General features: G+C 45.1%; 16 protein-coding genes and 1 pseudogene. 9 read left to right on the top strand and 8 right to left on the bottom strand.

Features of this window, described 5'->3' with window-relative positions; genetic code table 11:
• Nucleotides 1-326: 326 nt before the first annotated feature.
• On the bottom strand, nt 327-1625 hold the full coding sequence (locus OSC7112_RS27225; protein WP_015178901.1) for a hypothetical protein: 1299 nt from the start codon (nt 1623-1625) through the stop codon (nt 327-329).
• Nucleotides 1626-1978: 353 nt separating this feature from the next.
• Between OSC7112_RS27225 and OSC7112_RS27230 the strand changes: the two genes are divergently transcribed.
• On the top strand, nt 1979-3343 hold the full coding sequence (locus tag OSC7112_RS27230; protein WP_015178902.1) for a helix-turn-helix domain-containing protein: 1365 nt from the start codon (nt 1979-1981) through the stop codon (nt 3341-3343).
• A 28-nt stretch (nt 3344-3371) separates the two neighbouring features.
• Here the strand turns inward: OSC7112_RS27230 and OSC7112_RS27235 are convergent, their stop codons facing one another.
• Nucleotides 3372-3950 (bottom strand): Uma2 family endonuclease, encoded by a 579-nt coding sequence (locus OSC7112_RS27235; RefSeq protein ID WP_015178903.1) that lies wholly within the window; start codon nt 3948-3950, stop codon nt 3372-3374.
• Between the two features lie 113 nt (nt 3951-4063).
• Between OSC7112_RS27235 and OSC7112_RS27240 the strand changes: the two genes are divergently transcribed.
• Both OSC7112_RS27240 and OSC7112_RS27245 read left to right on the top strand, forming a co-directional pair.
• Nucleotides 4064-4882: a Uma2 family endonuclease gene (locus tag OSC7112_RS27240; protein WP_015178904.1), complete on the top strand. Its 819-nt coding sequence runs from the start codon at nt 4064-4066 to the stop codon at nt 4880-4882.
• Between the two features lie 76 nt (nt 4883-4958).
• Nucleotides 4959-5372 carry a nuclear transport factor 2 family protein gene (locus OSC7112_RS27245; protein WP_015178905.1) on the top strand — a complete coding sequence of 138 codons (414 nt, stop codon included), beginning with the start codon at nt 4959-4961 and terminating at the stop codon, nt 5370-5372.
• A gap of 135 nt (nt 5373-5507) precedes the next feature.
• Here OSC7112_RS27245 and OSC7112_RS41295 read toward each other — a convergent pair whose 3' ends face one another.
• Together OSC7112_RS41295 and OSC7112_RS41300 are read right to left on the bottom strand one after the other, a co-directional pair.
• Complete coding sequence (locus tag OSC7112_RS41295) at nt 5508-5987, bottom strand: transposase (protein ID WP_223300699.1); 480 nt, start codon at nt 5985-5987, stop codon at nt 5508-5510.
• 42 nt (nt 5988-6029) lie between these two features.
• Complete coding sequence (locus tag OSC7112_RS41300; RefSeq protein WP_223300700.1) at nt 6030-6479, bottom strand: IS110 family transposase; 450 nt, start codon at nt 6477-6479, stop codon at nt 6030-6032.
• 721 nt (nt 6480-7200) lie between these two features.
• On the opposite strand from OSC7112_RS41300, the pseudogene OSC7112_RS27260 reads away from it, so the two are divergent.
• Nucleotides 7201-8569: pseudogene (locus tag OSC7112_RS27260) on the top strand (IS4 family transposase).
• A gap of 72 nt (nt 8570-8641) precedes the next feature.
• Here the strand turns inward: OSC7112_RS27260 and OSC7112_RS27265 are convergent.
• The 3 genes from OSC7112_RS27265 to OSC7112_RS27275 form a co-directional block, all read right to left on the bottom strand.
• Nucleotides 8642-9310 (bottom strand): 2OG-Fe dioxygenase family protein, encoded by a 669-nt coding sequence (locus OSC7112_RS27265; protein ID WP_015178906.1) that lies wholly within the window; start codon nt 9308-9310, stop codon nt 8642-8644.
• A 188-nt stretch (nt 9311-9498) separates the two neighbouring features.
• A complete protein-coding gene (locus OSC7112_RS27270; RefSeq protein WP_015178907.1) occupies nt 9499-10263 on the bottom strand; it encodes an HpcH/HpaI aldolase family protein in 765 nt (254 codons plus the stop codon).
• Between the two features lie 89 nt (nt 10264-10352).
• Nucleotides 10353-10874 carry a hypothetical protein gene (locus OSC7112_RS27275; protein ID WP_223300703.1) on the bottom strand — a complete coding sequence of 174 codons (522 nt, stop codon included), beginning with the start codon at nt 10872-10874 and terminating at the stop codon, nt 10353-10355.
• Between the two features lie 152 nt (nt 10875-11026).
• Here OSC7112_RS27275 and OSC7112_RS27280 point away from each other — a divergent pair, with 152 nt between their 5' ends.
• Nucleotides 11027-13141, top strand: a complete 2115-nt coding sequence (locus OSC7112_RS27280; protein WP_041622760.1) for an FAD-dependent oxidoreductase — start codon at nt 11027-11029, stop codon at nt 13139-13141.
• Nucleotides 13142-13297: 156 nt separating this feature from the next.
• Here the strand turns inward: OSC7112_RS27280 and OSC7112_RS40245 are convergent, their stop codons facing one another.
• Nucleotides 13298-13435, bottom strand: coding sequence for a hypothetical protein (locus tag OSC7112_RS40245; protein ID WP_190274277.1), 138 nt, complete (start codon nt 13433-13435; stop codon nt 13298-13300).
• On the opposite strand from OSC7112_RS40245, the gene OSC7112_RS27285 reads away from it, so the two are divergent.
• The 4 genes from OSC7112_RS27285 (at nt 13434) to OSC7112_RS27300 (ending at nt 23003) form a co-directional block, all read left to right on the top strand.
• Nucleotides 13434-19250 (top strand): HAMP domain-containing protein, encoded by a 5817-nt coding sequence (locus OSC7112_RS27285; RefSeq protein ID WP_015178910.1) that lies wholly within the window; start codon nt 13434-13436, stop codon nt 19248-19250. The two genes, OSC7112_RS40245 and OSC7112_RS27285, sit on opposite strands and share 2 nt — an antisense overlap.
• A 181-nt stretch (nt 19251-19431) precedes the next feature.
• Nucleotides 19432-20259, top strand: coding sequence for a CheR family methyltransferase (locus OSC7112_RS27290; protein WP_015178911.1), 828 nt, complete (start codon nt 19432-19434; stop codon nt 20257-20259).
• The gene (locus OSC7112_RS27295; RefSeq protein WP_051041561.1) at nt 20213-20938 is read left to right on the top strand and encodes a chemotaxis protein CheB; all 726 of its coding nucleotides are present in this window, start codon (nt 20213-20215) and stop codon (nt 20936-20938) included. The genes OSC7112_RS27290 and OSC7112_RS27295 overlap by 47 nt, the downstream gene beginning before the upstream one ends.
• A 7-nt stretch (nt 20939-20945) precedes the next feature.
• Complete coding sequence (locus tag OSC7112_RS27300; RefSeq protein WP_015178913.1) at nt 20946-23003, top strand: hybrid sensor histidine kinase/response regulator; 2058 nt, start codon at nt 20946-20948, stop codon at nt 23001-23003.
• The last annotated feature ends 67 nt before the right edge of the window (nt 23004-23070 follow it).

Consider the following 23070-nt stretch of genomic DNA (forward strand, 5'->3'; position numbering starts at 1 on the left):
GGAATGGTGTAGAAAAAGATGTTGCCGTGCTAGGAATGGGTCATCGTCCGCTCATAGGGACTGCACTACTTGAAGATTGTCATCTCAGTATAGACTTCTGTGATGGTGGTAAGGTTCTTGTCGATGATATTTTGCGATCGTGAGTGAGGAGGAATTTGATTATAATTTTGGGTGCGATCGCAATTCCGTGACTTGGGAGTAGTCAGCTCCTAATATAGAAATAATTTCTAGGAGGCTATAAAGATGACAAACATATCCAATGAACAAGCAGTTATTATCCGTAGTTAAGGAGTGCCCACCCCACCACTACTGCTCAACTTTCAGTATCAATCTTCATAAAGTAGATTCTTCTTCTCAGCCACTAATCTATCCGTTATTACTTGGACTATAGGAAGTGAATTGAAATATTCATCAAGAAAATGTGCTCTGACATTATCACCTAGCAGAGGATCTTTGGAAGTTAGAAGATTGGGAACAACACATTGACCGTCTCGCCTCAGAGGAGGTCGTAGATTGCCAGGAAACGGACGCGCAGACTGAAAACCTGGTATCTTGATGAGTGGCAAAAATAGGATGATGTCATCGCAGCGTGTAAAGTGTTGTACTTTGACCCTTGTACTCCCACTGTTTGTATTTAGCGAATAAGTGTAATCGGTTGGTGAAGCAATTGCAATAATACGGAGACGCTTTACAAGTTTCTGATCGATTTCGCTATTAGATGATGCAACTTCACCACCAATTTTTTCTGCAAAAAAGTTACCTTGCGAGTGAGCAACAATAATGAAATAATTTTGCTCATTATTTTGCGAGTTGTTTTCTTTTTTGATAATTTCTCTCATCTGTGAAACAATCTTGCCAGATAGACGATCGGATTCTACTCTTGGGTTTCGCGAACCTTGAGTCTGTGAAAATGATTGCACAATATCACCAACGGAGAGAGGAACACCCTGGGCGTTCCATGTAGTTATCTTTCTTAGAGCTTCTGTCCCATCAAAGCCAGACAAATTGCAGTCAGTGTCGAGAAGTTTATTCGTTTCATCCCATAGACGGGTTCTATCAATTAGAACTTGTTGCACCATACGACGCTCTGAAAGACAACTACCCCGAAAATCATTACTGTTGCCTCTCGGCGTGTTAATGCCATTGATGTAGATATAGTTATAAACAGGTTTATTTTCTTTTTTGAACGTGAATGGTAGAGTCGCCTGACCGTTACAAGTTTCTTTACCACTGAACTCAGTAACTACTCGTCCCCTATCCAGATCAACCTTATTACTCAGTGTTCCCTCCCATCTTAGCGTACCATACCGGACTTGCTCGACAAACATAGCCCTATTACCAGACACTTTAATTTCTGCTGGCACATTTACGCTAACGCTATACCCGGAACCTGTCTTGGTAAATAGTTTAGGTGCTTCAATCGTCGCTCCAGAACCACCGGTAGGTATTTTGACAGTACAACTTCCATTTGAACTGAGTTCAAAGTAACCAACGCTCAATTTCCAGGTTCCCCCTAGATTCCAATTCTGGTTCTGGGGTGATGTTTGTGAACTAGCTGTTCCAGCAAATATTGAGAGAAAAGATGCAACAGTCGCCAGCACACCAAAACGGGTTAAAAATGACATATTTTATTTGCACTAAAAATCTTATTTTCCAGTATTTATGATTTCTACTACAGTGTTATGTAGCCCTAGATGACCGTTGGATAGTATCATCAACTGCAAAATTTATCGTTGCTATTTTAAATAAAATTTTGTCACTACATAATCTGATTGCTACTTGTAACACAGTGAAATATCTCCGAACTATTGCAACTCTAAGTTATCAATAAAATTATTTTATTGCAATCGCAAAAGATAGGATTTAGTAGGCATTTTTTTAGTTTTTCTGATTTCAGTCAGTAGGATAAAATAGGATTTAGTTGCCAAAGTATCAAACAGTAGGATAAAATAGGCAAAACCAACCCCCTCTTCTAACTATGGACGTTCAAGAAGTCTTAAAAATAGCTGATGATATCGTATTCGCTAAGACAGGAAAACACCTCAATCATTTACAAGAAGGTATATTGCGTGGCACTTGGCAACGCCAGAAATACCCAGAAATTGCTAAAGCCTGCTACCGTAGTGAAGCTCATGTCAAGAAAGTAGCATCAAAATTATGGAAACTTTTATCAGAAATATTAGGTGAAGACATTAATCAATCTAACTTTCGATACACAGTGGAAAGATTGCAATTATCCATAGTTGAATCAAACTTTGGAAACTATTATGCACAAATTGATAATTTTTGTAATAACAATTTGCACCCCTCAGCAATCGCCAATACAGAAAAACCTAATCAGCCACTTTATAACCAAACTAAACCAAAAATTCATCAAGACTTATCCGATGCACCAGATCCAAACCTATTCTATAACCGCACTTCAGAACTCTCCACCCTCAAACAATGGATTTTACAAGCCCACACCCGCTTGATTACCGTCTACGGCTTAAGTGGAATTGGCAAAAGCGCGATCGCCCTCAAACTCATCGAACAAATTCAAACCCAATTCGATTATATTATCTGGCAAAGCCTCGATCGCACACCCATCCTTTCAACCCTCCAAACCGAACTAAAACAATTTTTTTCTCAATCCCAACCAACCCCATTAACCACAGTCATTGATTATTTTCGCACCTCACGCTGTTTAGTAATCCTTGATGACGTGCAGAACATCTTTAACGCCGGTGAATTAGTCAGTCAATATTTACCAGGCTATGAAGACTATGGTAAAATGTTTAAACAAATTGCCACATCCTCGCACCAAAGTTGTTTAATTCTCCTCAGTTGGGAAAAACCTAAAGATATCGCCAATTTAGAAGCAGAAAACCAGACTAATAAAACATTACACCTCCAAGGCTTAGGAGAACAATCGGCAGAAATTCTCCGAGAAAAAGGATTGAAAGATGAGGAAAAATGGTCAGAGTTGATAGCCCTTTATCAAGGTCATCCTTCATGGCTAAATATTATCGCCTCAACAATTATAGAATTATTTGATGGTAGCGTTTCCCTATTTTTAGACAATACAAATGATTTATTTTTAGGTGATTTAGAACCCCTTTTAGCATCTCACATAGAGCGTTTATCAGACTCAGAAAAAAAAGCATTCTACTGGTTAGCCAGTCAAAATGAAGCTGTAGATATTTCACGACAACCTGCTGATAGTGGGTTGTCCAAAGCTGAATTGTGGCAAGTCATCCAATCTTTAACCAGACGTAGCTTAGTTGAAAAAGTGCAAGTAGAAGCGCGATCGATGTTTCTCATTAATCCTGTATTCAAAGCATACATTCAGTCTAAAATATAGATCGTAATTTCATAGCACTTCTCAACTTCTACATCGATCGCATAAAAGCATTCACCGCATCATATTGATCCGCCATCCGCGAATAAAACTCGATCGATCGCAAATCCAACTCCGGCAAAAGTTCGCTCTTACTCACCAACTCATATCCCGTAGAACGCAAGCAATAAACCGAAATTACCCCATCCTCCCAAAACCAAACCTCCTGCACTCCCACCCGACGATAGATTTCCAGCGTATCAATTCCACCACTCGTCACTGTTACCTCGATCGCTAAATCTGGAACTGACTTGCGCGTACCCAAACAGTAAGACTCATCTGGTTCCTTCCGCGCGCCTAATTTCTTCATCCCGATAGTTGTACTACCACGCGCATAAAAACGAATGTCTTTCGTCCGCATATAACTTTCTAAAAGTTGACCTAAAGTTTTTTTAGGTTCTTCATGTTCTTCAGATAAAGGAGCCATAATTTCTAAACACCCATCCAAATAAGTTAAGCGCGCCCCAGTGTCCGCCAAATCTGCATCCAACTTTTCCAGAGTCTCCCATGTCACGTTTGACAGGAAGGCCGCACCTTTACCCAATCCTGCTTTAGAAATTGCGACAACCATCAGAATTACCTTTTACGCTCGCTTTTCCATATTAGCGAATATTAGCTAAATTTTCCAATCAGATTCCTCTCAAATTTCGCAGTACAATGAACAATAACTGCACGGAAAAGACGATGAACGAGACAATAACTGCTACAGGTCTGCCTCCTGCATTCCCCGACCACACGCAATTGCCAGACGAAGACGGTACATTTGTGAAAAATTTTCAGGAGCATCCTCAGAGCATCATTCTGACAGATTCGATCGGGCCGGTTGTAGAGCGGCTGCATCCAGACGGACAATATGCGATCGGGCAAGATTGCGGTATTTACTGGCGAGAAACTGACCCGCCAGAGCGAGGTGCCGAAGCACCGGATTGGTTTTACGTGCCGAATGTACCGGCAACACTTGACGGTTTTCGCCGTTCTTATGTACTTTGGCGGGAACACATGGCGCCGTTCATTGCTTTAGAATTTGCTAGCGGTAATGGAGAGGAAGAGCGCGATCGTACTCCCCTGACAGTGGCGGCCGACGGTACCACCACTAAACCCGGTAAGTTTTGGGTGTACGAGAGAATTATCCGCATTCCTTACTACGGTATTTATGAAATGAGAACTGGCAATTTAGAAGTCTATCACCTGATAGATTTTGTGTATCGAAGGATGGAGCCAAACGAACGCGGTCACTATCCCATTCCTGTACTAGAAGTAGAATTGGGACTGTGGCAGGGAAGCTATCAAAATCAAGAACTGCTTTGGCTGCGGTGGTGGGATTCGCAGGGGAATTTGCTGTTAACGGGCTCCGAACAAGTTGAAATTGAGCGGGCCCTGGTCGAACAAGAACGAGAAAGAGCCGAACAAGAACGGGAAAGAGCCGAACAAGCAGAGCGAAAAGTCACTCAGTTAGCGGAGCGACTGCGAGCAATGGGAATCGATCCCGATGCTGAGGATTGATATCAAAGTCCCAAAACTCTCTCTGTAGCGCGAGCATCCCGCACCTGATCTTTTATAATCACAAAAAACAAAGCTGATGGAAACTAAACCACCTCTACCGCCCTTTACGTTGGAAACGGCTAAAGCCAAAGTTCAAGCTGCTGAAGATGCCTGGAATAGCCGCGATCCAGAACGGGTAGCCTTAGCTTATACGGAAGATTCTCAGTGGCGAAACCGTGCCGAATTCTTCAGCGGCCGGGAAGAAATCAAGGCTTTTTTAAGACGAAAATGGGCAAAGGAATTAGATTACCGTTTAAAGAAAGAACTGTGGAGTTTTACAGATAATCGGATTTCTGTTCGCTTCGAGTATGAGTGGCACGATGATTCTGGCTACTGGTATCGCGCCTATGGTAATGAACAGTGGGAATTTGCCGAAAATGGGTTAATGCGAAGACGTGAAGCCAGCATTAATGATGTTCCCATTCAAGAATCTGAACGGAAGTTTCGATAGGATTTATCTGTGAGTTGCTAGAGGCATAAACCGGGTTTTTTAGGAAAATATGCAGGTTTGTAGTCAGGAATTTAGTCATGATTGATATCATGTCCGGTCGATTACCCCTAATATGGTAGATACTGTCTTGAACTGTCAAGGGGTAGCAGTCAAATAATTGGGGTCGAAAGGCTTTTGGGATTTTAAAATCCCAAAAGCTAAATGCACTAACTTTCGCATCAAAGCGCCAATCACCTGCATCTTGACCTGGACACGACCCAATAATCGGTCACTCATCGCCTTGAGTAACGGATTGTGACGCATCGCCACTACCGCAGGCAGATACAATGCCTTTCGCAGTCTGACATTGCCGGTACAAGACAAACGAGTCTTGCCTTTAACCGAAGTCCCAGAACTGCGTTCACAGGGTGTTAAACCCGCATAAGCCGCTAATTGACGGGCATTGTTGTAGTCGGAAACATCACGAATTTCAGCTAACAATACGGATGCTGTCTGTTCACCAATTCCAGGAATTGAGGTCAAGAGATCGCGCTGTTGCTTTAAATGTGGATGTTGGTCAAAATGGTCGCTAATCAGTTTTTTGATTAGTTGTTGTTGCTGTTTGAGATACTCCAAATGTTCCTGGGTAAGGACAGCAACTGTAGGCGTAGCTGTTTCTCAACGGTTTTGTTCGCTCGTCATCATTTCTGTGACTGATTCGAGCCGCCGCAGCAAAGCTTGTAATTCCTTAACTTCCGGTGCGGTTGGTGTCCACAAATTCGGCTTCATTGCTGCACAAAAACGAGCAATTAATGCGGAATCTACGGAGTCGGTTTTAGTTCTCAGAAGTTCGCTTTTGGCAAACCCTTTAATTCGGGCTGGATTGACTATGCTCACCTGAAATCCTTCTCCATACAAGAATTCAGCTAAGGCTTCTCCATAAATGCTAGTAGCTTCCATGCAAACATGGAGTTCGACTACATTGTGTTTTTTCAGCCAGTTATGTAAACTCTCAAACCCTTGAATATTGTTGGTAAAATTTTGGGGTTTGGTGGCACGACTTTCTTTCAGTAATGAGACGTGAAAGTCTCTTTTACTGATGTCTACACCTAAGACTGTTGATGTCATTTTTGGCTCCCAATATACTCCGATTTATGAAAGAACCGACAGGCAATTAAAGACTAGCCTTGTTAATGCAGGCTTTCCCGATCAGAAGATCGAGAGCCTCAGATACTGTCCAGTATTTGTGTGCGCCTGTCATCAGTAATGGGAGCTTATCTACGCAACAGACTTATTTAGTCACTCGGGGCGGGCCAACTTCACCGATTGCTGATGTCCAATCACAGCACTTTCGCCTGTTACAGAACCTTTTGTACAAAACTTTCCTTGTTTCTTTAGATTCGCTTTGCTTGTCGGCGATTGAGCCTGAGTGTCGGCTCGATCACCTGAGTGTCGGTTCGATCGTCCGATTGTCGGCTCGATCGTCCGATTGTCAGCTCGATCGTCCGATTGTCAGCTCGATCGCTCTATGGATGTGGCGATCGGCTAGCTCACTCTTTTAAGATACAAGGGGCGGGTTCGCGAAAAATATCTGCCAACAATCTCCAATCTCAAAAACCCGCCCTTTTTATCGCGGTCACTCGATCGGATATGATATGACTAAACGCCAGAAAGACAAATAAAGTCCTCACTACGAACGAAAGGTTTGTAGTAAGGACTTGAGTCATGATTGAGTAAACGCCAGAGAGAGGAGTAAAGTCCAATGGCACTGAAAAAGTGAGCAAAAAAAATCTGTAAGGCAAGATATACATAGATAATTGCCTTACAAACCAAAATATCTCTCTCCATTATGCCAAACCGTGCGTCTATTCTCAAACAACAATTTTTGCAGAGCGTTGCCTCACCTTGGGAGAAGCTGCTGCCAGATTCCTTAGTAGGTGAGCTTCTAGCGAATGAGAAGATCACCTACTACCAAAGCATCTACACACCGGTAGTCACCTTGTGGGCGATGGTATCCCAGGTACTCGATCCCGACAAAAGTTTAAGTCAAGCCGTGAAGCGGATGAGTACGTGGCTGAGTGCAGCCAGAGCCAAGCCTCCTTCTTCAGACACCGGGGCATATAGTAAAGCGAGTTCGCGACTACCAGAAAAACTCGTTCAACAGTTAGTACCCATAGTCGCAGAGGCCCTAGAAAAGGAAGTTCCTCGCTTAACAACAATGGTGTGGACGACGGGTGCGGGTATTAGACGGAACAACAGTATTGATGAGTGATACTGCTGCCAATCAAGCCGAGTATCCACAACACAGCAATCAAAAACCAGGGTGTGGATTTCCCATCGCTAAAATAGTGGTACTCTTTTCATTACTAACTGGGGCTGTGGTATCGGCTGTCATAGCATCCTTGGCAACCAGTGAGATTGTGATGAGCCGTTTGATTTATGCAGATTTAGTACCCGAAGATGTGATATTAGCCGATCAAGCTTATGGTAATTATGTCGATTTAGTTTTGGTAAAACAGCAAGGAGCAGACGCTGTTTTCCGCAAAAATTATCTCCGTAAAACAGACTTTAGACGGGGAAAAAAGTTGGGAATTGGCGACCACAAAGTTGTCTGGAATAAACCCAAACAGTGTCCTAACCACATGACTTGTGAGGAATTTGAGGCATTGCCGTCTAGTTTCATCGTCCGGGAAGTATGCTTACGAATTAAGCGCCGCGGCTTCAGATCTGAGCGTATCATTATAGTGACAACATTAGTGGATGCCAAACGCTACACTGTTGAAAAATTGACTTCTTTATATGGGTTTCGTTGGTCGGCAGCAGAAGTCAATTTACGCTATCTCAAAACCACGTTAAAAATGGAGATGTTAACAGCTAAAACTCCGGTGATGGTGAGAAAAGAAATTTGGACACACTTATTAGCTTACACTTTATTGCGTACTATTATGTGGCAGGCTGTATCTTCGTCAAAAAATACAGTTTTTGAACTCTCATTCCAATCAACTAGGCAGCAGTTTAATCTGTTATTGACGCTGTTGGCAACTACAGGAAAACGCCAACAGCGACAATGGCGTCAATTACTTTTGGAACAGGTGGCAACTAATTTACTCACGATTCGACCTGAGCGTTCTGAACCTAGAGTTTTGAAACGCAGGCCGAAACCGTATCCTCGAATGCAGGAACCTCGTTCTGTCTTGAAAGCTAAACGGAGGGTGTGATTAAGCCTTTTTCAGTGCCATTGGAGTAAAGTCCTCACGACTAACGAAAGACGCCCAATTGCTCAACTCTCCTCAATCGCAAAGCAAACTCGGAGAAGTCAGCACAAAGACATCCCTGGTTCCCACTCCTTCAGATTCCGGTTTAATCGGTGTAGTAAAGTGGAAAAACTCGTGGTCGTTAACTAACAGCAATTCTCCCGGATGCAGAATTTTATTAAAAACAGGCTTCTCTTTTTTAGCCAAGTACAAATGCGTTTCCCCGCCTACAATATTAGTTCTGTCAACTGAGAAAATCCCGATAAAGTCTGTACCGTCTTGGTGAATGCCTTCCGGTGCGGGGTTGCCGAAATTGTTTGGCGAACAAGTTGTCCTGATTTGATGGATGCCGATTTCAGCTTCCGGGTGAATTTTGCAGGAATCGAAAAAAGCAAAAATCATCTGTTTGAAATTATCGAGGGCGATTAGCCGATCGTCCAATTCGGCAAATTCCCGCTTGATATCACCCACTAGCGGATTGTATGTTTTGCTTTGATACAAATAGCCGTGAGGTAACTTAACTAACTCATTTCCGTTGACTGCAAACCGCGATAATCTTCTCGAACGATACTTACCTTTCACATAGGGATCGACAGGCATATCGTCAAAAAATTCCTTGAAACCTTCTAGCTTAATCGAGTTTACTTTTTTGAAAGTAAACATGAAGGCATAATCCAAATGAATGGATTCTAATACGGTTTTCATAGATTTTACTCCCTGAAGCCTTGCTCCCCTCCCTAATTTTGCCTTGAGGAGGTGTATGCTTCTACTCTAGCGCAGGATTTTTGTATGTGTCGTAAAAGGCACTACAAAAATTGCAAAGATATCGTAAAGCTTGCAAGATGAATCCGGGGGCTGGTTCTTCTTTTAATCCAAAATCCAAAATCTAAAATCTAAAATCGATCGACTGCTTTCACCAGCGACTGACAGGCCCGCAGGAAAACGGCAACATCGACCCCAAGTGCGACGTACTGAACGCCAGCATCAATCCACTGCTGGGCGATTTCGGGGTTTTCGGCAAAAGTACCGGCGGCTTTGCCTGCTTTGCGGATGGTTTGCACTGCCTCCTGCATCATGTCGATGACTCGGGGATCGCGGACTTGGCCGGGAATGCCGATCGACTGTGACAGATCGTAAGGCCCTAGAAAAATCACGTCCACCTCTGGCACAGTAACAATTTCTGCCAGGTTGTCGATGCCGCCTTTGCCTTCAACATGAATCACAACTAAGGATTCTTCGTTGAGTTTGTCAGTGATATTTGTACCTGCGGCGGTGTAAAGTCCTGCCCGCGTAGCGAAGGAAAGGCCTCGCGTGCCCAGAGGACTGTATTTAGCACTTTGGACAGCGGTTTCGGCATCGATTTTGCTTTCAATTTGAGGTACTTGAACGCCTGCACTGCCGATGTCGAGAGCTCGTTGAATTTGCGGCCCGTCGTTTTTGCTGACGCGAACAATGGGTGCAATTCCACTACAGTCGGCGGCGCGACACAAATCTTCAGCAGCAAGCGGGTGCAGGGGCCCGTGTTCCATGTCGATAACGGCAAAATCAAATCCAGCGTGACCGCAGATTTCTATGAATGCGGGATAAGGGCAGTTCATAAATAAACCGAGGACTGTTTCGCCTTGTTTAATTTTTTGTTTCAGTTGGTTTTGACGCATGGGTAATCCCGGAAAATTGATTTTTTTACAGCCGATGAAGCCAGATTGTTTTTAACAATACAGCTCAAATATTGTAGTGATGAATTACTTTATGTTAACAGAACAGACAAAAATTTTGTTGCTGCTTTTGCTTCTATCTTAAAGGGAATCAAGCACAAAAGCCAGCCCACAATAAACATTCCTAAAATTGGTATAAATATCGCTCCCACGGATGGTTCTACTAACCAAGCAAATAAAGCAAACATTCCAATACTGCCCGTTGTCCACAGCCAAAGAATCATCAATCCTAGAACTATTTTATTTAAACTCATCCGAATTTTTATGTAACAACCGAAGTTTTGAGTATGGATATCTCCTTCTATAATTGGGATAAATAAATTGCGACCGATGATGATGCGATTAATTTTGAATTTCTTGCCATAAATTGTTCCTTCATAGGGTTTTGCAGGTGGCGTGCCAAAGGGTAGAGTTACTCTAAAAAGTTGGGGATTAGTGACAACTTCGTCCACCCTAGACACAACTTCAGAAAAAGTTAAACTGGTGGTAATTGTTAAACTTTCAAAAGGAATCAATGACCTAAAGATTTTGACAATTTTGAGCATAAGTTTCATCCGGCAGATCGATAGTTTTTGCTGGTATTAATGCCTCTTCTCTAAAAAAGTTTTCCCTGACAACACCGCGAAATACCAGTATACTGCAAAATAAACATTTAGATGGGATGAGTGTTTTTCGCGCTATGTCAAAATTAATTCCACAATCTCCGATGAAACTTCGACAGTATCTATTTTTGCTCAAAGGTCGATCGATCCTTAGCCTCACCTTGGGCATCATTTCCGCGATAGGGAGCATTTCCCCAGTATTTGCCGAACCTCCCCGCAATCCCGACTCTGCAGAAACTTGCGACATTCTAGTAGCAGGCGGCGGGCTCGCAGGCGCTGCTACCGCTTACGAAGGTTTGCTGGCTGGGCGCACAGTTTGCCTTACTGAAATTACTGACTGGGTAGGCGGTCAAATTTCCTCCCAGGGAACTTCCGCACTCGATGAAAGAGAGACTCAGCGATCGCTCTTATTTTACCCCCGCGGCTACCTAGAATTGCGGCGGCGGATCGAGGAACATTACGGCCGGCTAAATCCCGGAGGCTGTTGGGTTAGCTATTCGTGTTTCATGCCCTACGACGGTCACAAAATTCTATTTAACATCTTGCAGGATGCCGCTAGAAAAGGTAAAGGCACGCTGAAATGGTTTCCCAATACAGTTATTAAAGAACTAGCAATTACTCCTGCTGTGGCGGGGAATGCAGTTGGGGGTCAACAAATTAAAAGTGCGATCGCCATTCAACACAAACCGGCCGCCAACACCCCACCACTCAACACCGAAACTCTTTCTCAAACTATCGAAGATGCCTATCGCTACGAAAATTCTCCGCGTTTTAATAAAACTATTATTCGGTTTATTCCTAAATCATCTGGAACCCCCCCTAACCCCAGAAGGGAGGGGAATTCCACAAGTTCCCCCCCTACTGCCAAAAGGGGGGGTGCTGATTGGTACGTTGTAGATGCCACTGAAACAGGGGAATTGATCGGACTTGCGGATGTTCCCTACCGCCTCGGAATCGACCCGCGTTCCCCTCTGGAACCTTCCTCCCCCAGCCCCACCGGCGACGCTTACTGCACTCAAGGTTTTACCTACACCTTTGCGATGCAGGCAACGAAGGAACCGCAGCAGCATCAAGTGCCGTCTTTTTATCAACAATATGCTCCTTACTACAGCTACGAATTGCAGAGATTGGCCAGCTTTCCTTTAGTTTTCACCTACCGCCAAATCAGGAGCATGAGACCGGATCAAAAGCGACCTTCAGACCCGAAGCAATTCCCCATTTATCCGGGAGATATTTCAATGCAAAACTGGACTTGGGGCAATGACTATCGCCCCGGTTCTGCCCAGGATAATTTAATTTATACTCGCGAGCAGTTGGCAGAATCAGGTCAACTGCAACCGGGGGGATGGATGGGCGGTTTGCGAACGGAAACTTTGCGAAAGGGAGAGGAAAATGCCAAAGGATTTTTCTACTGGCTGGTAACAGGAACTACTGACTCGCAGCTAGGAGAGGGAGTCAAAAAGCCTAATCCAAACAATCGTTTTTTGAGCGGGTTGGATTCGCCGATGGGGACGGTGCACGGACTTTCTAAATATCCTTATATGCGGGAGGGCCGGCGCATTATTGGGCGGCCCAGTTTCAATCAGCCTCAAGGTTTTACGGTGTGGGAAGTTGATATGTCTCGCACTGACTTTACGGCTGATTTTTACCGCCAGAATTTGTCGGAGGAAGAGTATCGCAATTTGTGGTTGGCTGTGGGTGGTTTGAACGCGCCGGCTTTGGCTGTGGGAAGTCAATCTGTTGAGGATACAAAATCGCGATCGCGCGCTACGATTTATCCTGATTCTGTGGGTATCGGTCATTACGCGATCGACTTTCACCCCTGCATGACTAACAGTCCGCCGGAAGCACCGGGAAATACCGAACGGGAAGGCACTCGCAAAGGTCAAGGGCAAGCTTATCCCTTCCAAATTCCGCTGCGGGCAATGATTCCCCAGAAAATTGACAATATGTTAGTGGCAGGTAAAAGTATTGCTGTTAGCCACACAGCGGCCGCTGCTTATCGAGTCCATTCTTTTGAATGGTCTGCCGGTGCGGCGGCGGGAGTTACGGCTGCTTTTTCCCTAGAAAAAGGGATTCTCCCTTATGAATTAGTGGACGAATTGCCGGCCCGCGAGCCAAACTTGGAAGTGTTGCAGTTGCGGTTGCAACAAAATGCCAATCCGATCGCCTTTCCGGGTACTTCTATTTTCAATAGTTCGTGGCAAAATTGGAAATAATTGCATTTGGTAATCTGTAGTGCGGGCATCCTGCCCGCCACACAATAAAATTCACTCTTTGTGGAACAGCGTGGAACAGGCTTCCAGCCCTGTTCCTGACACCCCACAATTAACTGGTTACCAAGAATAGTTTGCTAACCAGTATAAAATAACCAACTACAAAGTAGCTGATAAACAGCTATTTGTCATCCATCTTTCGATAGAAGCAATCAAACACTGCTTTAGTCGGATAATATCAATAATCTCAAAAATATTCCCCCCTTCCCCTTCAAACTCGTCAAAGGTAACGGTCATGTCAACTGCACAGATAACAACCCCCAATTCCAATAATGGTTATGCCAAACAGTTACTCAGAACCTTAGTGGCAGTCAAAAAAGGGGACTTTTCAGTTCGGATGCCCATAGACCAGACCGGTCTAGCGGGGAAAATTGCTGACGAACTGAACGAAATTATCGAGCTCAATGAGAGAATGGCGGCCGAACTCGATCGGATCGGCACAGTTGTCGGTAAAGAAGGCAAAATCGCCCAGCGGGCCACCATCGGCAGCGCCGAGGGGTCATGGGCAGCTAGCGTCAATTCTGTCAATACCTTAATTACAGATTTAGTGCAACCAACCTCTGAAACCGCCAGAGTAATTCGGGCCGTAGCAAAAGGAGATTTATCGCAAACTATCGCCTTAGAAATAGAAGACAGACCCCTCAAAGGAGAATTCCTCCAAACAGCGCAAATTGTTAACACAATGGTAGACCAGTTGAGCTCCTTTGCGTCTGAAGTAACGCGGGTTGCTAGGGAAGTAGGAACCGAAGGGAAATTAGGCGTGCAAGCTGAAGTACGGGGAGTTGCAGGAACCTGGAAAGATTTAACGGATTCAGTTAACTCGATGGCGGGGAATTTAACAGCCCAAGTCCGCAACATTGCGGAAGTAACAACGGCTGTGGCAAATGGCGATTTATCCAAGAAAATTACCGTAGATGTCAAAGGCGAAATTCTCGAACTGAAAAACACGATTAACATCATGGTGGATCAGTTGAGTTCCTTCGCATCTGAAGTAACACGGGTGGCTAGAGAAGTGGGAACGGAAGGTCAATTAGGCGTACAAGCTGAAGTCAGGGGAGTTGCAGGAACCTGGAAAGATTTAACGGATTCAGTTAACTCGATGGCCGGTAATCTTACCGCACAAGTACGGAACATTGCGGAAGTGACAACCGCTGTGGCAAATGGCGACTTATCTAAAAAAATTACTGTAGATGTTAAAGGTGAAATTCTGGAGTTAAAAAACACGATTAACATCATGGTGGATCAGTTAAATTCCTTCGCATCTGAAGTAACGCGGGTGGCGAGAGAAGTAGGTTCCGAAGGCAAACTCGGCGGTCAAGCAGAAGTTAAAGGAGTTGCCGGAACTTGGAAGGATTTAACTGATAGCGTTAACTTCATGGCAGGCAGTTTGACAGCACAAGTGCGGAACATCGCTGAAGTGACAACCGCTGTGGCAAAGGGCGATTTATCCAAGAAAATTACTGTAGATGTTAAAGGGGAAATTCTCGAACTCAAAAACACCGTCAACACGATGGTTGACCAGTTAAATTCCTTCGCTTCTGAAGTAACCAGGGTGGCGAGGGAAGTGGGAACGGAAGGGAAATTAGGCGTACAAGCAGAAGTGCAGGAAGTTGCAGGAACTTGGAAAGATTTAACGGATTCAGTTAACTCAATGGCCGGGAATTTAACAGCCCAAGTTCGCAACATTGCGGAAGTGACGACGGCTGTTGCTAACGGTGACTTATCTAAAAAAATTACGGTACAGGTTAAAGGCGAAATTTTAGAACTGAAAAACACCATTAACGTGATGGTAGATCAGCTTAATTCCTTCGCATCTGAGGTCACGCGGGTGGCGAGAGAAGTGGGCTCCGAAGGTAAACTCGGCGGTCAAGCAGATGTCCGAGGCGTAGCAGGAACTTGGAAGGATTTAACGGATTCAGTTAATTTTATGGCTGGTAGTTTGACAGAACAAGTACGGAATATTGCTGCTGTTACGACTGCTGTGGCTAATGGCGACTTGTCGAAGAAAATTACTGTAGATGTTAAAGGTGAAATTCTTGAACTCAAAAACACCGTCAACACGATGGTGGATCAATTAAATTCCTTTGCGTCGGAAGTAACTAGGGTTGCTAGGGAAGTAGGAACCGAAGGGAAATTAGGCGTGCAAGCTGAAGTACGGGGAGTTGCAGGAACCTGGAAAGATTTAACGGATTCAGTTAACTCGATGGCGGGGAATTTAACAGCCCAAGTCCGCAACATTGCTGAAGTGACAACGGCTGTGGCCAATGGCGATTTATCCAAGAAAATTACCGTAGATGTCAAAGGCGAAATTCTCGAACTGAAAAACACGATTAACATCATGGTGGATCAGTTGAGTTCCTTCGCATCTGAAGTAACACGGGTGGCGAGGGAAGTAGGAACGGAAGGTAAATTAGGCGTGCAAGCTTACGTGCGGGGTGTCGGGGGAACTTGGAAAGATTTAACTGATAATGTTAACTTGATGGCGGGGAATTTGACAGCGCAGGTGCGGAATATTGCGGAAGTGACGAAAGCGGTAGCAAATGGGGATTTGTCTAAGAAAATTACCGTTGATGTCAAAGGCGAAATTCTTGAACTGAAAGACACTATTAACGTGATGGTGGATCAGCTTAATTCCTTCGCTTCTGAGGTGACGCGGGTGGCGCGGGAGGTGGGAACTGAGGGTAAATTGGGCGGTCAAGCTGAGGTGAAAGGAGTTGCGGGAACTTGGAAGGATTTAACCGACAATGTAAACTCGATGGCGGGAAATTTGACAGCGCAAGTGCGGGGTATTGCTAAAGTTGTGACGGCGGTGGCGAATGGCGATTTGAAGCGGAAATTAATGCTGGAAGCTAAGGGAGAAATTGCGACTCTGGCAGATACGATTAATGAGATGATTGATACGCTGGCGACGTTTGCCGATCAAGTTAGTACGGTGGCGCGGGAGGTTGGCATTGAAGGGAAGTTAGGCGGTCAGGCGAAGGTTCCGGGCGCGGCGGGGACGTGGCGAGATTTGACGGATAATGTGAATGAATTGGCGGCGAATTTGACTACTCAGGTGCGCGCGATCGCCGAAGTGGCAATTGCTGTTACCCGAGGCGATTTAACGAGGTCAATTTCCGTCGCCGCTGAAGGAGAAGTTGCGATTGTTAAGGATAACATTAACCAGATGATTGCCAATCTGCGGGAGACTACGCAGAAAAATACAGAGCAAGATTGGCTGAAAACAAACCTCGCTAAGTTCACTCGAATGCTACAAGGTCAGCGGGATTTAGAAACTGTTTCTAAACTAATTCTCTCAGAATTAACGCCGCTGGTTTCTGCTCAGCATGGCGTCTTCTTTATGATGGAAGCTGTGGAACACGATCCGTTTCTCAAACTGTTAAGTACCTACGCATATCGGGAACGCAAACAGTTAGGAAATAGATTCCATTTAGGCGAAGGTTTGGTAGGACAGTGCGCCCTGGAAAAGGAACGTATACTGTTGACTGAAGTGCCGGACAACTACGTGAAAATTAGCTCGGGTCTGGGAGAAGCTACGCCGCTGAATGTCGTGGTTTTACCTGTACTATTTGAGGGAGAAGTGACGGCAGTAATCGAGTTAGCTTCGTTCCGCCGATTCAGCGAAATACACTTGACATTCCTCGACCAACTGACGGAAAGTATCGCCATTGTTTTAAATACAATTGCGGCGAGTATGCGGACGGAAGAGTTGCTGAAACAGGCGCAATCTTTGGCTGAAGAGTTGCAAACTCAGCAAAAGGAACTAAGGGACACTAACCAGCGGCTAGAACAGCAAGCGCAGTTGCAGAAGACGAATGAGGAACTGTTGAAGAAGCAGCAGGAAGAGTTGCAACAAACGAATGAAGAACTAGAAGAACAAGCTGAATTGCTAGCGCTGCAAAATAAGGAAGTTGAGCGGAAAAATCGAGATATCGAACAGGCGAGGGGGTTATTGGAAGAAAGAGCCGAACAGTTGGCTCTAACTTCTAAGTATAAGTCGGAGTTTCTGGCAAATATGTCTCACGAGTTGCGAACTCCGCTGAATTCGCTGTTGATTCTGGCTCGATTGCTTTCTGACAATACTGAAGGCAATTTGACTCTGAAACAAGTTGAATACACGCGCACAATTTACTCGGCGGGAAATGACTTGCTGGGGCTGATTAATGACATCTTGGATCTTGCTAAGATTGAATCAGGCACGATGTCGGTGGAAATCGATCAAGTGTTGTTTGCGGAGTTGCGAGATCATTTGGAGCGAACTTTCCGCCAAATCGCCCAGGATAAGAAGTTGAGTTTTAAAATCGAGCTTGAGGCTGGGTTGCCAAAAGGGCTCTATACTGATGCTAAACGGCTGCAACAAGTGTTGAAGAATCTTCTCTCTAATGCGTTTAAGTTTACAGAGCGAGGTGAGGTAAAATTGCGGGTCGAAGTAGCGCGGGGAGGGTGGAGTGTAGAAAAAGAAAGTTTAACGAGTTCCCCTAATGTTTTGGCTTTCTCAGTTAGCGATACGGGGATTGGAATTTCTGCTGAAAAACACCGGGTTATTTTTGAGGCTTTCCAACAAGCTGATGGTAGCACTAGCCGCAAATACGGGGGCACGGGTTTGGGTTTGTCAATTAGTAGAGAAATCGCTAATTTGTTAGGGGGAGAAATTCAATTGACGAGTCGCCTTGGTGAGGGTAGTAGGTTCACGCTTTATCTGCCGCAAACTTACCAAGAATCGCGAATAATGAACGATGGGGAATCGGGAAGGGGCAAGCAAACGGCTCAATTGCCGGCTGCTATTTCTTCAGCAGTTCCTTCGCCGAATTTCAACTTGCCGATCGCTCCTTATCCATCACCGATTATCGCTGACGATCGGGAAAATGTCGAGATCGACGATCGCGTGCTGTTGATTGTCGAGGATGATGTAAACTTCGCTCGGATTCTGTTGGATATGGCGCAGGAACAGGGTTTTAAAGGTTTGGTGGCTTTGCGGAGCGATATCGGTTTGGCGATGGCGCGAGAGTTCAAGCCAACTGCGATTATGCTGGATCTAAATTTGCCTGTGATGGATGGCTGGACAGTTCTCGATCGCTTGAAGCACGACCCAACTACGCGCCACATTCCGGTTCACATTGTATCAGTTGAAGAAGGGCGGCAGCGCAGTTTGCAGTTAGGGGCGATCGCCTACCTACAAAAGCCTGTCAGCCGCGAAGCTTTGAGCAAAGCTTTGACTGATATTAAGGGGTTTGTGGAGCGGCCTGTGAAGAATTTGCTAGTCGTGGAAGACGACGAAACACAGCGTCTCAGTATTGTAGATTTAATCGGCAATCACGATGTTTCTACCACGGCTGTGGGGAGTGGTGCAGAGGCGCTAGCAACTTTAAAATCGGGGCATTTTGACTGCGTTGTACTCGATTTGGGACTGCCAGATATGACGGGTTTTGAACTGATCGAGCAGATCAAGCAAGAGCCGACTTTGAAAAGTCTGCCGCTGATTATTTACACGGGCAAAGAGTTGACGAGAACCGAAGAAACTCAACTGAAGCGAATGGCGGAAACAATCATTATTAAAGATGTGCGCTCGCCGGAACGTTTGTTAGATGAAACAGCTTTGTTTTTGCACCGGGTTCAAGCAAATTTGCCGGAACCGAAGCGCCAAATGCTCGAGCAATTGTATCAAACAGATTCGACGCTCGCGGGCAAAACAGTCTTGATTGTTGACGACGATATGCGGAATATTTTCGCCCTCACAAGTATGCTGGAGCGCCATAAAATGAAAATTGAGTATGCTGAGAATGGCAGAGAGGGCATTGCTAAATTGCAAAATACGCCTGAGATAAATATTGTGTTGATGGACGTGATGATGCCAGAGATGGACGGTTACGAAACAATGCAAGCAATTCGTAAAATTCCTCAATTTGCTTCCTTGCCAATGATTGCTCTTACTGCGAAAGCTATGAAGGGCGATCGGGAAAAATGTATCGAAGCTGGGGCGTCTGACTACATTACCAAACCTGTTGATACCGAACAGTTGCTCTCGCTGCTGCGTGTCTGGCTTTATCGATAGGAAGAAGTCATTAGTCATTAGTCAGTAGTCAGTAGTCAGTAGTCAGTAGTTATTTGTTAGGTGCTACCAATGCCCCATGCCCCATGCCCTGTTTGCCCCATGCCCTGTTTGCCCCATGCCCCATGCCCTGTTTGCCCCATGCCCTGTTTACCCATTCGCAATTCCCAATAACTAATTAAAAATGTCCGAAAGCCATGAACTGGAAACAATCGAAATTCAACTCCTACTAGAGGGAATGTTTCGCTATTACGGATTTGATTTTCGCAATTATGCTCTTGCCTCTCTCAAGCGCCGTATTTGGAACACTATTCGCTCGGAACGGCTCACCACTGTCTCTGCACTTCAGGAAAAGGTACTGCACAATCCTGCTTACCTAGACCGTTTGCTGCTGGACATTTCTGTCAATGTAACGGCGATGTTTCGCGATCCCAGCTTTTACATTAGTTTCAGAAATAAAGTGGTGCCGCTGCTGCGTACTTATCCTTTTATTCGGATTTGGCACGCTGGATGTTCAACGGGAGAAGAAGTCTATTCTATGGCTATTTTGCTGCAAGAAGAAGGACTGTATGACCGTTGTCGGATTTACGCTACAGACATGAATGAATTAGTCTTGAAAAGAGCAAAAACAGGGATATTCCCGCTGAAACAAATGCAAGAATATACGCAACTCTACCACCAAGCGGGAGGCAAGAAAGCGTTTTCTGAGTATTACACTGCTGCCTATGAAAATGCAATTTTTCGCTCTTCACTTAAAGAGAATATTGTCTTTGCTCACCACAACCTAGCAACGGATAATTCTTTTAATGAATTTAATGTTATTTTGTGCCGTAATGTGCTGATTTATTTCAATTCACACCTCCAAGAGCGGGTACACAAGCTTTTTTATGAGAGCCTGGGAATGTTTGGAGTGTTAGGACTAGGACATCAGGAGTCTCTAATTTTTACACCTTATGAAAAATACTATGAACCAATTGAAAGTAGTGATAAACTATACCGGAGAATTAAATAAAAAAAATTTTGAAATAGTGGTCGTGGGCACGTCTTTGGGAGGGCTAGAGGCTCTGACTGTGCTGCTGGCAGATTTGCCACAAAGCTTTCCTTTGCCTGTAGTTATTGTCCAACACCGCCATAAGAGTTCTCAGAATAGGCTTACTGATTTTTTACAAAAGCAAAGCTCTCTCCAAATCACAGAGGCCCAAGACAAAGAGGAGCTCGCACCTGGACGGGTTTACTTGGCTCCTGCTGACTATCACTTGCTAATAGAATCGCCCTCTGAGGAGGAGTTTAGCCTGTATGGAAACGACTTTACAGAATCGGGGAGTGTGGCAGTGGAGTCAATCCATAATTCAAAAGTCCCAATCCCCAATCGCGGAACTCCTACATTTGCACTATCAACTGAGGCTCCTGTCTGCTACGCGCGGCCCTCAATCGATGTGCTGTTTGAGTCTGCTGCGGATGCCTTTGGGGAGAAAGTGATCGGCATAATTTTAACGGGAGCTAATTCTGATGGCAGTAAAGGGCTGGCAAAAATTAAAGCTGAGGGAGGATTGACATTCGTGGAGGAACCGGCTTCAGCTCTATGCCCGATCATGCCAGCGTCGGCGATCGCAAATGTTGAAGTAGACTGGATTTTACCCCTCTCTAAAATCGCTCCCTGTTTAGTCAATTTGCTAAGAATTAAAGATTAAAAAAATTATGAATATGCAGTCCCCCCATCGAGTAAATGTCCTTTTAGTTGACGATCGCCCAGAAAATTTGGTAGCTCTAGAAGCTATCCTCAACAGCCCCTCTTATAATTTAGTACAAGCTAATTCGGGCGCGGAGGCTCTGAGATGTCTGCTTAATGAAGATTTTGCGGTAATTTTGCTTGATGTGCAGATGCCGGGAATGGATGGATTTGAGACAGCAACATTGATTCGCTCTAGAGATCGATCGCGAGCGACTCCGATTATTTTTATCACAGCATTCAGCAGTAATGACACCCACGTGTTTAAAGGTTATTCTCTGGGTGCGGTGGATTACCTCTTCAAACCCTTGGAACCGGAAATATTGACCTCGAAGGTGCAGGTATTTGTGGAATTGTTCCAAAAAACAGTCGAGGTGAAGCAGCAAGCAACACAGTTAGCTGCGGTTAATAGTGAACTAAGTAAAAGTGAAGAGCGGTTTCGCACTTTGTGTGCTTGTTCGCCACTGGGAATTTACTTAGCTGACGTTGAAGGCCGCTGTACTTACATCAACCCGCGTTGTCAAGCGATTTGCGGGTTAACTTTGGAGGAAAGTTTGGCAGAGGTTTGGCAGCGGGAAGTTCATCCAGAAGATCGCGATCGCGTAGTAGCAGATTGGTTAGCTTGGATTAACGAAAGCCAGGAATATTCTAACGAGTTTCGATTAGCTGGTAGCGAAAATGTGCGTTGGGTTCACGTGCAGTCGTCGCCAATGTTTTCGGATTTAGGAAAACTGATCGGTCACGTGGGCACGGTTAGAGATGTCACAGACCGCAAGCAAGCAGAGGAAGAACGCAGCAGACTAATCCGCGAACAAGTAGCGCGGCAAGAAGCGGAGAGAGCTAACCAGATGAAGGATGAATTTCTAGCTATTCTCTCTCACGAACTCCGTACTCCTTTAAATGCAATTCTCGGCTGGTCTAGGCTGCTTCGCAGCAAAACATTTGACCGAGACACTATTGAGAAAGCCCTAGAAACAATTGAGCGCAATGCTAAATCTCAAGCGCAACTCATTGAAGATATTTTAGATGTTTCGCGGATTCTGCGGGGGAAACTAAATTTAAATAAGCATCCGATTCGGTTGGAATCTGCGATCAAGCTGGCAATAGATTCTTTGCAGCCGCTGACTGAGGAAAAATCAATAGTCATAGAATTAACGTGCAGTCCCAATGTAGGTGAAGTTATCGGCGATCCCGATCGCTTGCAGCAAATTGTCTGGAATTTGCTGTCAAATGCGATTAAGTTTAGTCCGCCAGAGGGTAAAGTACAGGTGCGGTTAGAGTCAGTTGGCGAGGAAGCTCAAATTGAGATAATTGATAGCGGCATTGGTATCGCTCCTGATTTTTTGCCTTATGTTTTCGATCGCTTCCGCCAAGCTGATAGCAGCACAACTAGGTCTTACGGGGGTTTGGGACTGGGATTGGCGATCGTCCGTCACTTGGTGGAACAGCACGGCGGTAAGGTGTATGCAGAGAATAATCCGGGCGAGGGTGCGAAATTTACGGTGGCTTTACCTCTTGCACAGAGGAACGCCCTCGCTGCTGACGATGATTGGTCACACCTCAATGACGCGACAGAGGTTCTCCCCACTCTGGCTAATTTGCAATTGCTAGTGGTGGATGATGACGATGACACGCGGGAGTTTTTGATTGCTTTACTCGAAGACGAAGGATCTGTGGTGCGATCGGCGGCATCGGTGGCCGGGGCTCTAGCTGCACTGGAGAGTTATTGGCCGGATCTGCTGCTGAGCGACATTGGAATGCCGGAAGCAGACGGCTACGAGTTGATCCGGCGGGTGAGAGAAATGGAAGTGCTCAGGGGTGGAAAGATGCCTGCGATCGCTCTGACGGCCTACGCGAGAGAGGAAGAGCGCAAGCAAGCGCTGGAAGCGGGTTTTCAGATGCACTTATCTAAACCAGTTGACATAAATAAGTTAATTGTCGCAATTGCTAACCTCACAGGAATGCTCGGAAATCCCGCTCCAACTCACATCTTGGACGATGCTCAAGAACAGGCAAGATGCCTGTGAAGCGAAGATTAGATTTTATTGTGGGGAGTAGGGGTTGGGCAGGAGAGCCTGCCCGTGAAGGCTGATT

Origin of the sequence: Oscillatoria nigro-viridis PCC 7112, from assembly GCF_000317475.1 — a bacterium.
Classification (GTDB): domain Bacteria; phylum Cyanobacteriota; class Cyanobacteriia; order Cyanobacteriales; family Microcoleaceae; genus Microcoleus; species Microcoleus nigroviridis.